Raw genomic sequence first — 15457 nt, 5'->3', positions numbered from 1 at the left:
AAAAGTGACCCGCTGTAAGAGCGGAACCCTAAGTGGCCGTTACCGAAGAAACGGATATGTACCCCCCTCCCCCCATCTCATGCTAAACCCCTGGCCCGCCAGCAAAACACCGCACTGACCGCAATCGCCGCCCCCGCCACGCCAAACACCCAAGGCGCCGACGCCACCGGCAACAACAACCCCGCCAGCAAAGGCCCAAGCCCCGCCCCCACATCACGCCACACCGCATTCGACGCCAACGCCGAAACCCGCATCGCCCCCGGATTACGCTCCGCCACCAGCGTCGTCACCAACGGCAACTGCAACGCCCGCAACACCAACACCGCCGCCGCCCCCACAATCACCCAATGACTACCAAACGCCCCCAATGCCAACGCACTGAGAAACGAAAACAGCAGCAACATCGACGTAGCACCAAACTGCTGCGCAGCACGCCCCCCCAGCGGGCTCAGAAGCAACTCCGAAACATATCGCAGCGCCATCAACCCACCGGCAATCAATACCGCATTGCCACCCAGCAGCTTCTGCGCCTGAATCGACAGGCCAAAGATAAACAACCCATCCAGCGCCACCCCTTCGATAAACGACCAGGTCGCCACACTGTCAGGCAACTTGAACCGCCGCCCCGGCGTGCCATGCAAATTGTGACCCGCAGTCGGCAACCCCCGCGCCATCCACAACCCCACCAGGCAACACACCGCCAGAATCCAGAAGATCGGCCGCGGCCCCACCTGCAACGTCAGCCACCCACCCAACGGCAAGGCCAGCATCGGCCCCAGGGCAATCAACGCCCGCGACCGCCCCGCCCGCCGCGCCGCACCCAGCGGTTCAGAGGTAGCCAATACTTGAGTGGAAAGGTTCAACGCCGCAAAACACAGGCCCCAGACCAACCGAAGCCCGAGCAAGGCCGCAAACCCGGACAGCATCGAGTTGCCAAGAGCACACACCGCCGCCGCGCCGGCGGCAATGGAGCACGTCAGCCGATCACCGTTGCGGGCGTAGAAATTCAGAACATGCTTGTAGCCGAAGATCCGCACCAGGCGGTTGGCCGCCAGCAGCACCCCGGCCTGGGCCAGGGTGATACCGAACGCCTGGGACTCCATCGGCAGCACCAGGTACAGCAACACGTCACTGGGCAGGCACAGGCCAAGGGTCAGCGCGGCACGGCGGGAGTGGGAATCAGCACTGCGTTGGGCCAGATCAGACATAAAAGCTGAAACATTCAGAATTATTTAGACGGCCACGGTAGCCGTCTACCTCAAGGTTTTACAAGGCCCAAATAATTAAACCTTGGCGCCGTCCTGCATCAGGCGCAACCCGCTGGCCACCGCGCCCACCAGGGCAAACCCGCAGCCCAGCCACAACGCGTACTGCGGGCCGCTGCTCAGGGACAGGTGGAAACACAACGCCACCAACGAAGCGCCGAGTGTCTGCCCCATCAACCGCGACGTGGCGACGATCCCGCTGGCTCCCCCGCTGCGGGCAATCGGTGCGCTGGTCATGATCGCCTTGAGGTTGGGCGACTGGAAAAAACCGAACCCGGCGCCACACAGGGCCATGCGCCAACCGATGTCGAAGGTCGAGGCGTCGTTGCCCAGGGTCGCCAGCGAGGCCATGCCCGCGCTCAACATCACCAGGCCGATGCCGCACAACAACGCCAGGGAGATACGGTCCGCCAGGCGCCCGGCAATCAGCGCCATCACCGCGACCACCGCCGGCCACGGCGTCATCAGGAAACCGGTGGCCACCTGGCTGTGCCCCAACACGGTTTGCAACAGGAACGGCAGCGACACAAACGCCAGCCCCTGGGCGCTGAACGCGCAAATCGCGGTGAGGGCCGACAAGGTGAACAGCGGGCGCTTGAACAGATCCACCGCAAGCATCGGCGCCGGGTGCCCGGCCTGACGGCGGATCAGCAACAGCCCGCACAGCAGCGCCACGGCGATCAGCCCCAGCGTCAACACCGCCTGCGCACCGTGCACCGCCGAGCCCAGGCCCAGCACCAGCAGGGCAAACAACCCGGCGCAGAGAATTGCCGCCAGCCGGTCGAAGGCATGCCCGGTGATCGGGATCACCGGAATCGCCCGCACCCCGAGCCACAGGGCCAGTGCCCCCAGGGGCAGGTTGATCAGGTACAACCAGTGCCAGGTAGCCACCGATAGAATCGCCGACGCCGCCGTCGGCCCCAGGGTAAAGGCCAGCCCTACCACCAGTGAGTTATACCCCAGCCCCCGGCCGAGGATTTTTGCCGGGTAGATGTGCCGCAGCAGCGCAATGTTGACGCTCATGATTGCCGCAGCGCCCAGGCCCTGCACCACCCGGGCGGCAGTCAGCGTCGGCAGTGACCAGGCCAGCCCGCAAAACAGCGACGCCACCACAAACACCAGCAAGCCGCCGAGGAACACCCGGCGGTGGCCGACCACATCACTCAGGGACGCAAAGGGCAGTACCGCCGCAATGGTCGCCAACTGGTAGGCATTGACCACCCAGATCACCGAAGCGGAGTCGGTGCCAATCCCTTCGGCCAGGGTCGGCAACGCGGTGTTGACGATGGCCGTGTCGAGGGTCGCCATGCCGATCCCCAGGGAAATGGCAACAACCGCCGCTAGACGCTTATCACTGGGCAACCCATCAGCTACTGAAGACATGGACAATCCGCACACGTGGCAAAGGCGTCTAGATTACGGGCAGCGGCCTTTTTTTTCAGCGGGCAAATGCGCGACTGTCCAAATATTCATGTTCAGGTGCGCCATTTGCCCATCTGCGCCATCTGCACCAGCACCTCGGCCAGGGCGGGCTGCGGCGCGCTATTGACGGTGACCAGCGCTACACAGCGGCTCGGCCGCAAGGTCGCCGCTGCCGTGACGGCACGACCGCCGAGATCGAACCCACCCAGCACCGCTTCAGGAATGTGCAAGGCGTTCATCAGGTCCAGCACGTCCTGACCGAGCACCACTTCCTGAGTGCTGGCGGGTGCCGCCTTGTCCAGCGGCGTGGTAGTGCCATGGCCGCGCAGGTACGGGGCAACCACCCGAAAGCCCTGGGACACCAGGTAGGGTGCGACCTCGGCGAAGCGCTCCAGGTCGCCGTCCGCGCCATGCAGCAAAATGATCGGCCTGCCCTCTTCCGGGCCGACATCGTAGTAGCCGATATCCAGCAGGTCGGTGCTGACCTGGCGGATCGTCCAACGGGCGGGCATCGCCATGACCGGCAGTGACAACGCCACTGAAGCAATGGCGGTGGAAATCAGAAAGCGCCGGCGATTGAAAAAAGACATGGTGTTAGAGCTCCGAAAAATGCGACACAGAAAGGTCTTCAACAACCCCCACAATCAACTCGCTGCCGATCCAGCCGGCCAGCCACTCACCGGCTTTTGCCACGCCCTCCTCCTCCCCCAGGCGCTCCACCAGAAACTCGCACAACCCGGCAAAACTGCCGTCGCCTTGCAGGTGCACCAAGGCCTGGAACTCCAGCGCATCGACCTGGCGCAAGCGCGAGGTGAACTGGCGACGCCACACCAGCAGCCCACCGGCCTCGGCCAGCATCAGCGCCTCGGGCGCCGGGGTTTGCTGCCACAATGCCGACCAGATCGCCTCGGCGTTGGTGGTCAGCCCATGGCAGCGCAGCGACGGCGTGAGTTGCAGGCGTGCCGTGTCCCAATCCACCGACGCCAGCACGTCCATGGGCAACGGGCTGGCATCGGCGGCGACAAACGCTTCATTGAGCGACGACTCGATCCAGGCCAGTTCATGCACGTCGGGATTGTTGGGGAACAGTTCGCCCAGGGTCAGGTGAAAACCCTCGGGATAGACGTCCAGGGTCCAGGCATGGGGCGGATGCCGGTCGATATGGCTGACGCACGCGGCCAGGAACGCCTCGTCCCCGACCCAGCGCCGCAGGTTGGGAAACGCCTGTTCCAGGCAACCCACCAATTGCGCGCGGTAGTTGTTCTGATACACCGCCAGTCCCGCGGCCTTGTTACCCAACATCTCGGCCGACTGCTCCGAGGCACTCACCAGCCAGGTATGAAAAGCCTGCTGCCATTGCGCGAGATTCATGAGCGCACCTGCGCACGCTTGTAGGCCTCGGAGGCACCGAGCATGCGGGCGATCGACAGCTCCTCCAGCAGCTCTGCCAGGGGCGGGATCTCGTCATCGCGCTCGATCATCGTGGCGACCGGGCCGAGCAACGCAACGGCCTTGGCATACAAGTCCCAGACGCCATCACACACCGGGCTGTCGTGGCTGTCGATCAGCAAATCGCGGCCCTGGCTATGGCCGGCCAGGTGAATTTGCCGGACCCGCTCGGCCGGAATCCCGTCGAGAAACGCGAGAGCGTCAAAGCCATGGTTGCTGGCGCTGACAAACACATTATTGACGTCCAGCAACAGCTCGCAGCCGGTGCGCCGGGACATGGCGGCGATGAATTCCCACTCGCTCATGGACGCGTCATCAAAGGCCAGGTAGCTGGACGGGTTTTCAAACAGCATCGTGCGGCCCAACACTTCTTGAGCCAGGTCGATATTGGCGCAGACCCGGTCCAATGCCTCATGGGTGTAAGGCACCGGCAACAGATCATGGGAGTTGAACCCCCCGCTGCGGGACCAGCTCAAGTGGTCGGACACAAACAGCGGTTCGATCTCGTCCACCAGCGACTTGAGGCGTTTCAGGTAATCGCGATCGAGGCCCTCGGCCGTGCCGATCGACATCGACACCCCGTGCAGCGCCACCGGATACCGCTCGCGAATCTGGCGCAGGATGTGCCGGGGCTGGCCGCCCGCGACCATGAAATTCTCGGAGATCACTTCAACGAAATCCACCGCCACCGGGTTCTCCAGGAACTCGCTGTAGTGTTCCTTGCGCAGCCCCAGGCCATAGCCTGGAAAACGCGGGTTGGGTGTCGGCATCATGTGGTCTCCGTTGCATAAATAGGCGGCGGGCCCAACCTGGGCCCGCCGGGGTGTTACTTCGGTTCGGTAGTGGTGCCGCCCAGCTTCAGGCACTCGGACGGGGTCTTGACGACAACGCCCTGGCCCTTGCAGCTGTTGAGGCCCTTGCAATCGTTCTTGGCCGTGGCGCACAGGCTTTCGCCCTTGCAGTTGTTCACGCCGTAGCAGCGACCCGGCTGTTCCGGCTGGTCGGCGGCGCTGGCGGCCGCCGCGAAGGAAGCGGACGCCATGGCGATCAGGGCGGCAGCAGTGGCAAGGCTCAAGCGGGATTTGATGGATGTGCTCATGGGTATTACTCCTCGGGGTGGGGTTTATTTGATGACGGATGCCGCGTCTTCGATGACCTTCGCCACAGCCTCGGGCTGGGAGATGTACACCGAGTGGCTGGCCTTGATTTCAGTGACTTTCGAGCCGGCGCGCTTGTACATCCAGCGCTGCAGATCGGGGCTCAGGGCACGGTCTTCGGTGGACACCACGGCGTAGGTCGGCTTCTTGTGCCAGGCCGCGGCCCACACGGTGCCGCCGAACAGCGCGGTGGTGGCCGGCACCTGGGAGGCGGCCATGAAGTCGGTGCGGTTGGTGGTCAGGTCGGCAGCAAAATCGGCATTGAACTTGGTGCGATCAAAGAACAGATGCCCGTCGCGGGTCTGCATCACGTCATTGCTCGGCGCCGGCATCGACGACAGCAGCTGGCTCATGTTCTCGCCGACTTCCGGTTGCAGGGCCGAGACATAGACCATCGACTTGACCTTGTCGCGGTCACCGGCAATCGAGATCACCCCGCCGCCGGAGCTGTGACCCACCAGCACCACCGGGCCGACCTGCTGCTCCAGCACTTCGCGGGTCTCGGCCACGTCGGCGGCGAGGCTTTCATGGCCCTGATGCACCACGGTGACCTTGTAGCCCTTGTGAATCAGGATGTCGTGCACCACTCGCCAGCCGGAGCCGTCGACAAAGGAACCGGGCACGATCACCACGCTTTTACCGGTGCCCGGCTGGGGCTTGGCTGCATCGGCGGCCGAGGCCACCAACGGTGTAGCGAGTGCCATGGCGATCGCCAGGGAAGAAAGAATACGCATGCGACTCTCCACAGGCCTTGGGGCCTGATCATTGTTGTGAAAGGGTTAACGGCGTTGGCCGGACAGCACGCGGTCCACTGACCAGGCCCCGCCGCCATACGCCAGCAGCGGCAGCAACAGCCCGGCCCAGGTCAGGTGGGTCGGCCAGGCGTCGGGGTATACGAACACCTCGATCACCAGGGTCATGCCCAACAGCGCGGCAGCCGCCGGGCGGGTCAGCAGGCCCAGCACCAGCAACAGCGGGAACAGATGCTCGGCGTAGGTCGCCAGGTGCGCTGCCCAGTCCGGCGGCACCAGCGGCAAGGCGTATTCCGAGCGAAACAAGGTGTAGGTCGACGGCTTGAGCTGCAGGAAACCGGTCACCTTGGTGCGGCCCGAGAGGAAAAACACCGAAGCGATCCCGAGGCGGGCCACCAGCAACAGCAGCGCCTCAGGTAGCACACGCTTGAGCACCGCAGGGGCCAGGGCAATCATGGTTGTTCCGTCAGGCTGCCGAAGCCTTTGGGGGTTTTGATCTGGGTGCAGGTGCCTTTGTCCACCAGCACCCAGGCGTTGCCCTGGTAATCCGCCTTGGCGGTGCCGGCGCAGGAAGTCCCGGCACCGGCGGCGCAATCGTTGGCACCGGCGAGGGACACGCCGAAGCATTTTTCCTGAGGCTTGGCATCCTCGGCATGGGCGGTGGCGGCGAAGGCACCGAGGGACAGTGCGAGGGTGGCGGCAAGGGCTGCGTAATGGCGCTTCATTGTTGAATCTCCTGGCTTGACTGAATGTGGCCAGGGCGCTTGTGCGGTGGGTGACCGCCTGCGCCATCTGGTAGACAGATTTAAAGCCAGGCGTGTATCCCGTCTGTGTCGCGTTTCCTCCTTCTATTCATGCCGGTGTATCAGGTGGGTGCTGATACACAGTCTGATACACAGCCAAAAAAACCACGCCAAACCACCGCCGTTTTATTCGGCATCCCGAACGACACAATTAGAAATATTCGCCTTTCCGAACACCCACCTTCCCCCGCTTTCGACGACCTCAAAAATCCCCATAAATTTCATACGGTTGTTGTCATCTTTGTTACATGCCAACTGGCATACATTCTGCTACATCAGGTTTTCTAGTAATAAAATGTTTCTAAATTGAAACAGTCTCATCGCCTGAAACCCAACGGCCCCGCGCCCTATAACAACGTCCATGCCCCAAAGGAGGGCGACAACTCTCACCTTTTTGATCGACTTCAACTCTCCAAGCCTGCTGCCGCACGTAAGCACCCAAAAGGGCGAATGGCCTGATCGCCAATAACAAGCCCGACTACAAAAAAGGACAAATTGATGAGTTCGAGCAAATACCCCGCAGTGTCCTTCACGGACCTCGTCCCCCAGGCCCCGGACCACACCGAGAATGCAATCGGTTTCGGCCCCTTTCTCTTGTTGGCGCGCCAGCATGTATTGCTGCGCAACGGCGAGCCGGTGACCCTCGGCAGCCGCGCCTTGTACTTGCTGATCGCCCTCGCCAGCCGGGCTGGCGAGTTGCTGGAAAAGTCCGAGCTGATCTCTTTCGCCTGGCCCAAGGTGGTGGTGGAGGAATGCAACCTGCGCGCGCAGATCGTTGCGCTGCGCCGGGCGCTGGGGGATGACGGCAACTTCAGCTACATCGTCACCGTGCCAGGCCGGGGTTATCGGTTTGTCGCGCCGGTGACGATGCAGGCGGTGAGTGAAGGCGCTATGACCCAGGCCCTGCTGCCCGCCCCGACAGTAGAGGCACCGAACCTGCAACCGGCGCCCACCACGGTGATTGGCCGCGAACAGCTGATCCTGAGCCTGGCCGACCAGGTACTGAGCCAGCGTTTCGTGACCATCACCGGCCCCGGCGGCATCGGCAAGACCACCGTGGCCCTGGCCGTGGCGCAGCTGCTGCAGGGCCGCTTTCACCAGGGCATGTGCTTCGTCGACCTGGCCCCCGCCACCAGCGGCCAATGGGTGGCCGGCATGCTCGCCAACGCCCTGGGCATCCAGAGCGTGAGTGACGAGCCCTTGCAAAGCGTGGCCGCGATGCTCGCCAACAGCCCGCTGCTGTTGGTGCTCGACAACTGCGAACACGTGCTGCAAGCCACCGCCGACGCGGTCGAGGTGCTGCTGCGTTGCGCGCCCCAGTGCTGCGTGCTGACCACCAGCCGCGAGCCGCTGCGGGCCGAGGGCGAACGGGTACACGACCTCGCCCCGTTGCTGGTGCCGGACGAAGACGTGAACTTGAGTGCCGAGCAAGCCATGACCTGGTCGGGCATCGCCCTGTTCATCGAACGGGTCAAGGCCCTCGACCCCGGCTTCGTGTTCAAGGACACCGACGTCGCCGCCGCCAGCGCCATCTGCCGCAAGCTCGACAGTAACGCCCTGGCCATCGAAATCGCCGCGGCGCGGGTCCGCACCTTCGGCATCCAGGACCTGGTGGGGTTGCTCGACGGCAGCTTCCGCCTGCAAATGACCGGCCGGCGCACCGCCCTCGCCCGCCACCGTTCACTGAGCGCGACCCTGGACTGGACCTACTCGATGCTCACCGGCGACGAACAGGCCATGTTGCGCCAACTGGCGGTGTTCACCGGTTCTTTTACCCTGGACGCGGTCAAGGCCATGACCGCCAACAGCACCCTCGATGCACGCAATGCCCTGCCCTTGCTGGAAAGCCTGATGGACAAGTCGCTGCTGATCGCCGGTGAATCGCAGTTGCTCAAGCGCTACCGCCTGCTGGAAACCACCCGCGCCTACGCCCTGGAGAAACTCAACGAACACGGCGAAGCCGACGCCACCCGCCAGCGTCATGCACTGTATGCGCTGGGCGTATTGCAGGAAGCCGGGCAGACCCTCGACGGGCTTTCTCCCGAGACCTGGATCGGCCTCTACGGCCCGGAAATCAACACCATCCGCACCGCGCTGGAGTGGGCCTTTTCAGCCTCGGGCGACCTGCCCACCGGCATCGAACTGACCCTGGGCGGTGTGCCGCTGTGGCTGCGCCTGTCGCTGGTCAGCGAGTGCCGCACCTGGGTCGACAAAGGCCTGGCCAGCGCCGCCACCACCCCGCTGCCGCTGCCGCTGCGCCAGCGCATGCTGTTGCAAACCGCCCTGGCCAGCGTGCTGATGCTCACCTATGGCACCGGCGGGCCAATGCGCGAAGCCTGGCGCCAGGTGCGTGAAGACGCCCGCGACCTGGGCGATGCCGAGCACAAGCTGCGGGCGCTGTGGGGCCTGTGGAGTGACCGCTGCGGCTGCAACCAGTACGTCGAAGCACTGGAATTGGCCGAGCGCTACATCAGCCTGAACAACTGCGGCAACCAGCAACTGCTGGGTAAACGCATGCGCGCGCTGGCGTTGTTTCACATGGGCGACCTGGCCGGCGCCCGACAGAATATCGACGAGGCACTGGGTTCACCGTCGGCGCCGCGCTCGCACATTATCGACGTGCATTTTGACCAGCGCATCGCCGCCCGCTGCCTCAAGGCACAGGTGCAGTTGCTGGAAGGCGATGTCGACCCGGCGCTGCGCCTGATCGGCAGTTGCGTCGATGAAGCCATCACCCTCGATCACCCCGCGACCCTCTGGTACACCCTGTGCCTGGGGGCAATTCCCCTGGCGCTGTTGGCGTCCAACCTGCCCAAGGTGCGGTACTACCTGGGCTTGCTGCAAGACAGCACGACCCAGCAGGACCTGCACATCTGGCGTCAGTTTCGGCTGTGCTTCGAGAGCATCCTGCTGATCCGCCAGGGGTCGCCCGAAGAAGGCGTGCCGTTGCTGGGTGAGGCCTTGCATCACCTGCATGGGCAAGGCGACAGCCAGCTTTATAGCTTGCTGCGTTGTGAATACGCCCTGGGGCTGGCGCGGCTGGGCCTGGAGAAACTGGCGCTGGAGGTATTGGAAGACACCCTGCAATTGGCGCTGGGCCGGCATGAGCGCTGGTTCGTGCCGCAGATGTTGCGGATCAAGGCGCAGCTGATTCTGCGCCAGGCCCAGTACGGGTCGGTGGACAAGGCCAAGGTGTTGCTGCGCCAGGCGTGGGTGGATGCGCAGTTGGCCGGGGCGCATTTCTGGCGGGCGCAGATTGCCAGTGACCTGGCCAGGTTGCAGGAGCCGAAGATGCGGATTGCTTCGTTGCCAAGGTTTCAACACCGGTAGAGGCTGCCGGCATGTAACGGTAAAAAGGGGACGGTAAAAAGGGGACAGATTTATTTTATAAATAAATCTGTCCCCTTTTCGCTGCTTTTCGCTCTTTTTGAACTCCGGCAGCCGCGCTATTGATCCGCCGCATAAATGACGGTTTGCGCACTGTCGGGTGCAGCGGGTCGGCGGGTGAAGTAGGTGTCGCCTTCATCCGTGTGAATCTCATATTCAAACTTGCTGGTCGCGCGGCCCGTGGCGGTGGCGTGCTTGATGATCTTCAGCACGCGCTGGAATTTCACACTTTGGGTGCCGTTCTGGCTGGGCCCGGTGAGCACGTTGACGCTTTGAAACCAGCCGTCGTTCTTCTTGTTCGCCACCAGGGCGCCGGTCATGGCTTCAAACCGCTCCAGCCGGGTAAAGCCCCACAATGTCTGCTCTTCCACGGTTTGGCCGAGGGCCGCAGAGCCGGTAAACACGAACAGGTTGATCGCCGGGCTGTCTTCACAGAAGAAATCGTAAGGCACCAGGCCGTCGACCATTTTCTTGCCGGCCACGAAGCCTTTTTTGTGCACCTGAAACATCGCCACCTCCACGCCAATGGCGTCACTGAACATCAGCTCACGCAGGAGAAAAGTCTAAAGGCGCAGGGCGTACAGGGCGGTCAAGCCAATGTAATATCGTGTAAAGATCCCACCCGAGGCAGGATGATTTCCACGCTCAACCCGCCGGACGGCTCGTTGTGCGCCTCGATGGTGCCGCCATGCATTTCCACGGACCTCAAGGCGATCGCCAGGCCCAGTCCGAAACCGGCATCGGTGTCATTCGGGCCACGTTCGAAAGGTTCGAAAATACTCCGCAACCGCAGGTTTTCAACGCCCGGACCCTGATCGGTGATCAATACCCGCAGCCAACGGGTGTCGGGGCTGACCTCCGCCGAAACCCGCACCGTGGTATCAGGCTGCGTGTAGCGCACGGCATTTCGAATGACATTTTCGAAACACCGATACAGCAGCTCGCCGCTGGCCCGACTGACAAAGTCCGGACACGCCTGCAAGCTGACACTGCAGCCTTTGATACCCGCCTCGAACTGAGCATCCTCGACAATCACGGCCAGCAATTCGACGATATCCACCGGCTCGCGCTCGATGCTTTCGGGACGGCCCTGCACACGCGCCAGGGTCAGCAGCGCCTCGATCAGCGTGTCCATGCGCGCCGATTCACGCTGGATGCGCCCGAGCATTTCCTGGCGTGCCGGGTCTTGCTGCAACAGCCCGATGGCCACTTGCAGGCGCGTCAACGGTGAGCGCAGTTCATGGGAGATGTCGTGCAACAGCTGTTGCTGGGCCTCCACCAGCAGCTTGAGCTGGTTGGCCATGCGGTCGCAGTCTTCGGCCAGGTCGACGATTTCATCACGGCGCTTGCCCATCATCGGCCGCACCCGGGTTTCGAAGCGGCCCAGCGCAACGTCGCCCATCGCCCGCCGCAGATAAGCCAGCGGCCACGCCAGGTAGTAGGCCATGTACCCACTGAACAGCGCGCTCATCAGCGTGCCGATGATCAGCGGAATCCAGTGGCCCAGGCGCCCGGGTTCGTGGGGAGGATGGGAAGACCTGAGGGACAGCCTGACCCCGTCCTTGCTGATGAGCGACTTTTCATAAGCCACCTGCGAGACCGGCGTGCCGGCCAGCAATTGACCGGCACTGTCATAAACGCCAATGGCTTGGCCGTGGGGTGGCTGCCACACCGCCAGGAGCTGGCGGCCCGACTCGACACCGTACTGTTCCAGCAACTGTTCTTCGCTGGCCAGGATCGCATCCAGATGATGGTCCCCGGGGCCCAGGCTGCCCGCCACGAGAATGCTCAAGCCCACCAGGAACGTCAGGCTGGTGGCCAGCCAAAAGGCCAGGAACAGTTTCCAGAACAGCCGGCTGGGTTTCATCATTCGGCGATCAACAGGTAACCGAGGCCACGCACGCTCTGGATCCAGGCCTTGGCATCCGGGCGCGGGCCCAACTTCTGGCGAATGCTGCTGATATGCACGTCGATGCGCCGGTCATAGCGGGTCAACGGGCAGCCCAGGGCATTGAGCGACAGGTCCTTTTTGCTCACCACCTGGCCGGCGCACCGGGCCAGCACTTCAAGTAGGCTGAATTCGGTACTGGTCAGCCCCAGTGCGCAGCCTTTCCAGAGGGCCTGGCGCTTGCCGGGCCAGAGCACCAGGGCGCCGGTCTTGATCACGTCAGCGGCCGGCGGGTCCACGGGCTGCACCCGGCGCATGATCGCGCGCAGCCGCGCCACCAGTTCACCCGGGGAACTGGGCTTGGGCACATAATCGTCCGCGCCGAGTTCCAGCCCGGTGATCCGGTCGATGTTGTCGCCCCGGGCCGTGAGCAACACCACCGGCACCTGGCTGCTGGCCCGGATACGCCGGAGCACCTCGATGCCCGAGAGCCTGGGCAGCATCACGTCCAGCACCACAATGCTGTAGCGCCCCGACAACGCCTCAACTTCACCCTCCTCGCCGGTGTGCACGCAGGTCGCCTCAAAGCCTTCATGCTCCAGGTATTGGCCCAGCATTTCAGTCAGTTCCTGGTCATCGTCGACTAGCAATACGCGGATCATGGCGAGCTCGTGAAAGGGTACCCCCACAGTATCGCCCAGCCTCATCGCCCCGGGGCCAACCTTTACCTAACTTGACACTTGGTTAACCGCACCAAACCCGCGCCGCTCTTATGCTTGCCGTCCACCCGTCTGGCCGCGTTGTGGTGACCCGTCTGCGGCGAGTCATCCCGGCGCGCTTGCGCTGCTTGTCGATGTGTTCTGGAAAAGATCTTGATGAATTTTTCGCGCCTGCTCTGCTCGGTTGCGCTGCTGCTCAATGTCACACTTGCACACGCTGAAGCCTTCAAAATCTCGGATATCCGTATCAACGGTCTGCAACGGGTCTCGGCGGGCAGCGTGTTTGGTGCCTTGCCGCTGAACGTGGGGGACGAGGCGGATGACCGACGGCTGGTGGATTCCACCCGTGCGTTGTTCAAGACCGGCTTCTTCCAGGACATCCAATTGAGCCGCGACGGCACGGTGCTGATCATCAATGTGGTCGAGCGCCCATCGGTGTCCAGCATCGAGTTCGAAGGCAACAAGGCCATCTCCACCGAAGACCTGCTCAAGGGCATGAAGCAGTCGGGCCTGGCCGAGGGCGAGATCTTCCAGCGCGCCACCCTGGAAGGCATGCGCAACGAACTGCAGCGCCAGTACGTGGCCCAGGGTCGCTATTCGGCCACGGTCGACACCGAAGTGCTGCCGCAGCCGCGTAACCGCGTGGGCCTGAAGGTCAAGATCGACGAAGGCTCCGTGGCCGCGATCCAGCACATCAACGTGGTGGGCAACCACGTGTTTACCGACAAGGAACTGATCGGCACGTTCACCCTCAAGACCAGCAACTGGCTGTCGTTCTTCACCAACGATGACAAGTACGCCCGTGAAAAACTCACCGGGGACCTGGAACGCCTGCGCTCCTATTACCTGGACCGTGGTTATATCAACATGGACATCACCTCGACCCAGGTGTCCATCACCCCGGACAAGAAGCACGTCTATATCACCGTCAACATCAACGAAGGCGAGAAATACACGGTGCGTGACGTGAAGCTCAGCGGCGACTTGAAAGTGCCCCAGGACCAGCTTGAAGCCCTGTTGCTGGTGCAGAAAGGCCAGGTGTTCTCGCGCAAGCTGATGACCACCACCTCGGACCTGATCACCCGGCGCCTGGGTAACGACGGCTACACCTTCGCCAACGTCAACGGCATGCCCACGCCCCACGATGAAGACCACAGCGTGGACATCGTGTTTGCGGTCGACCCGGGCAAACGGGCCTATGTGAACCGCATCAACTTCCGTGGCAACACCAAGACCGACGACCAGGTGCTGCGCCGGGAAATGCGCCAGATGGAAGGTGGCTGGGCGTCGACCTACCTGATCGACCAGTCCAAGGTTCGCCTTGAGCGCCTGGGCTTCTTCAAGGAGGTCAACGTCGAAACCCCAGCCGTGGCGGGGGTCGACGACCAGCTTGATGTGAACTACGCGGTCGAAGAACAAGCGTCCGGCTCGATTACCGCCAGCGTCGGTTTTGCCCAGGATGCCGGGCTGATCCTTGGCGGTTCGATCACCCAGAACAACTTCCTGGGCACCGGAGATTATGCCAGCCTGGGCCTGACCCGCTCGCAGTACCAGAGCAAGTACAACATTGGCTTTACCAACCCCTACTTCACGCCGGACGGGGTGAGCCTGGGCTATAACGCGTTCTACAGTGCCACCGATTACAACAACTACTACGACGATGGCAGCGGTGTTTCCTACTACTCCATCAACAGTTACGGCCTGGGGGCCACACTCGGCTACCCGATCAATGAAACCTCGCGGTTGAGTTTCGGCCTGACGGTGCAACACGACAGTATCGACCCGGGCATCTACAGCTCTGATGAGATTTACGATTTTCTTCAGCGCGAAGGCAGTGAGTTCACCAACTTCAAGGCCAACCTTGGGTGGTCGGAGTCGACGTTGAACAAAGGCGTGATGCCGACCCGTGGTTACTCGCAGAACCTGAACCTGACGGTGACGCTTCCGGGCAGTGACTTGAGTTTCTACAAACTCGATTATTCCGGGCAGACATTTGTGCCGATCACCAATTCGACGACGCTGCGTTTGCATACCAAGCTCGGTTACGCCAACGGGTACGGCTCGACGGACGGCCTGCCGTTTTATGAAAACTACACGGCCGGGGGTGAAGGTTCGGTGCGCGGGTTTGAAAGCGGCACGCTTGGGCCGCGCAGTACGCCGGCGACCGGGGCGTATGCCAGTGCGGGCCAGCAGTACTACAGCGACCGCAGTCCCGAGGCGTTGGGGGGCAACATCCTGATTACCGGGGGGGCGGAATATCTGTTTCCGATGCCGTTCCTTAAAGATAATAAATCGGTGCGTACGTCTGTGTTCTGGGATGTGGGTAACGTTTATTCGGACAAGTGTGCCCTCAGTACTACCCAGGGTTGTAATGGGGTTGACCTGAGTCAGCTGGGTGCATCTGTGGGGGTTGGGGCTACGTGGTACAGCCCGTTGGGGCCGTTGAGTATCAACCTGGCGTTGCCGGTTCGTACGCCGGAGAATGCGACCAAGCAGGTGTTCCAGTTCTCCATGGGGCAGAATTTCTGATCTGCCTGGGTACATATCCGTTTTTGCGGTTATGGCCGCTATTGGTTCCGCTCTTACAGCGGCTCACTTTTGAAAAGCGCAAAAGT

The 15457-nt window shown here is 62.6% G+C and carries 14 protein-coding genes; 2 read left to right on the top strand and 12 right to left on the bottom strand.

What is annotated here, in order from left to right; translation table 11 throughout:
- Positions 1 to 77: 77 nt before the first annotated feature.
- The 9 genes from JV201_RS10680 to JV201_RS10640 all read right to left on the bottom strand — a co-directional run bounded on the left by JV201_RS10680 (position 78) and on the right by JV201_RS10640 (position 6770).
- On the bottom strand, positions 78 to 1208 hold the full coding sequence (locus tag JV201_RS10680; protein WP_017478989.1) for an MFS transporter: 1131 nt from the start codon (positions 1206 to 1208) through the stop codon (positions 78 to 80).
- Between the two features lie 75 nt (positions 1209 to 1283).
- Positions 1284 to 2648: an MFS transporter gene (locus JV201_RS10675; RefSeq protein WP_023658995.1), complete on the bottom strand. Its 1365-nt coding sequence runs from the start codon at positions 2646 to 2648 to the stop codon at positions 1284 to 1286.
- Positions 2649 to 2740: 92 nt separating this feature from the next.
- Complete coding sequence (locus tag JV201_RS10670) at positions 2741 to 3277, bottom strand: alpha/beta fold hydrolase (protein WP_219406875.1); 537 nt, start codon at positions 3275 to 3277, stop codon at positions 2741 to 2743.
- 4 nt (positions 3278 to 3281) lie between these two features.
- Entirely contained in the window at positions 3282 to 4058 is a 777-nt protein-coding gene (locus JV201_RS10665; RefSeq protein WP_219406874.1) for a DNA-binding domain-containing protein, read from the bottom strand.
- Entirely contained in the window at positions 4055 to 4906 is an 852-nt protein-coding gene (locus tag JV201_RS10660; protein WP_177023419.1) for a DUF692 domain-containing protein, read from the bottom strand. Before JV201_RS10660 ends, JV201_RS10665 begins: the two co-directional genes overlap by 4 nt.
- A gap of 56 nt (positions 4907 to 4962) precedes the next feature.
- Positions 4963 to 5235 (bottom strand): hypothetical protein, encoded by a 273-nt coding sequence (locus JV201_RS10655; RefSeq protein WP_003211275.1) that lies wholly within the window; start codon positions 5233 to 5235, stop codon positions 4963 to 4965.
- A gap of 24 nt (positions 5236 to 5259) precedes the next feature.
- The gene (locus JV201_RS10650; protein ID WP_219406873.1) at positions 5260 to 6027 is read right to left on the bottom strand and encodes an alpha/beta fold hydrolase; all 768 of its coding nucleotides are present in this window, start codon (positions 6025 to 6027) and stop codon (positions 5260 to 5262) included.
- Positions 6028 to 6072: 45 nt separating this feature from the next.
- Positions 6073 to 6501, bottom strand: a complete 429-nt coding sequence (locus tag JV201_RS10645) for a DoxX family protein (protein WP_102606435.1) — start codon at positions 6499 to 6501, stop codon at positions 6073 to 6075.
- Positions 6498 to 6770 (bottom strand): DUF2282 domain-containing protein, encoded by a 273-nt coding sequence (locus JV201_RS10640; RefSeq protein WP_003211270.1) that lies wholly within the window; start codon positions 6768 to 6770, stop codon positions 6498 to 6500. Before JV201_RS10640 ends, JV201_RS10645 begins: the two co-directional genes overlap by 4 nt.
- 576 nt (positions 6771 to 7346) lie before the next feature.
- Here JV201_RS10640 and JV201_RS10635 point away from each other — a divergent pair.
- Positions 7347 to 10178, top strand: coding sequence for a winged helix-turn-helix domain-containing protein (locus tag JV201_RS10635; RefSeq protein ID WP_219406872.1), 2832 nt, complete (start codon positions 7347 to 7349; stop codon positions 10176 to 10178).
- Positions 10179 to 10294: 116 nt separating this feature from the next.
- Here the strand turns inward: JV201_RS10635 and JV201_RS10630 are convergent, their stop codons facing one another.
- The 3 genes from JV201_RS10630 to JV201_RS10620 form a co-directional block, all read right to left on the bottom strand.
- Entirely contained in the window at positions 10295 to 10744 is a 450-nt protein-coding gene (locus JV201_RS10630; RefSeq protein WP_177021191.1) for a hypothetical protein, read from the bottom strand.
- An 80-nt stretch (positions 10745 to 10824) separates the two neighbouring features.
- Positions 10825 to 12105, bottom strand: a complete 1281-nt coding sequence (locus JV201_RS10625) for a HAMP domain-containing sensor histidine kinase (protein WP_219406871.1) — start codon at positions 12103 to 12105, stop codon at positions 10825 to 10827.
- Positions 12102 to 12785: a response regulator transcription factor gene (locus tag JV201_RS10620; RefSeq protein WP_003211262.1), complete on the bottom strand. Its 684-nt coding sequence runs from the start codon at positions 12783 to 12785 to the stop codon at positions 12102 to 12104. The genes JV201_RS10625 and JV201_RS10620 overlap by 4 nt, the downstream gene beginning before the upstream one ends.
- Before the next feature lie 213 nt (positions 12786 to 12998).
- On the opposite strand from JV201_RS10620, the gene bamA reads away from it, so the two are divergent.
- Positions 12999 to 15371 carry an outer membrane protein assembly factor BamA gene (gene bamA / locus JV201_RS10615; protein ID WP_102368638.1) on the top strand — a complete coding sequence of 791 codons (2373 nt, stop codon included), beginning with the start codon at positions 12999 to 13001 and terminating at the stop codon, positions 15369 to 15371.
- Positions 15372 to 15457: the final 86 nt, after the last annotated feature.

It is taken from the genome of Pseudomonas sp. Colony2 (assembly GCF_019382755.1).
GTDB lineage: Bacteria > Pseudomonadota > Gammaproteobacteria > Pseudomonadales > Pseudomonadaceae > Aquipseudomonas.
This window is presented reverse-complemented; position numbering and strand designations above follow the sequence as displayed.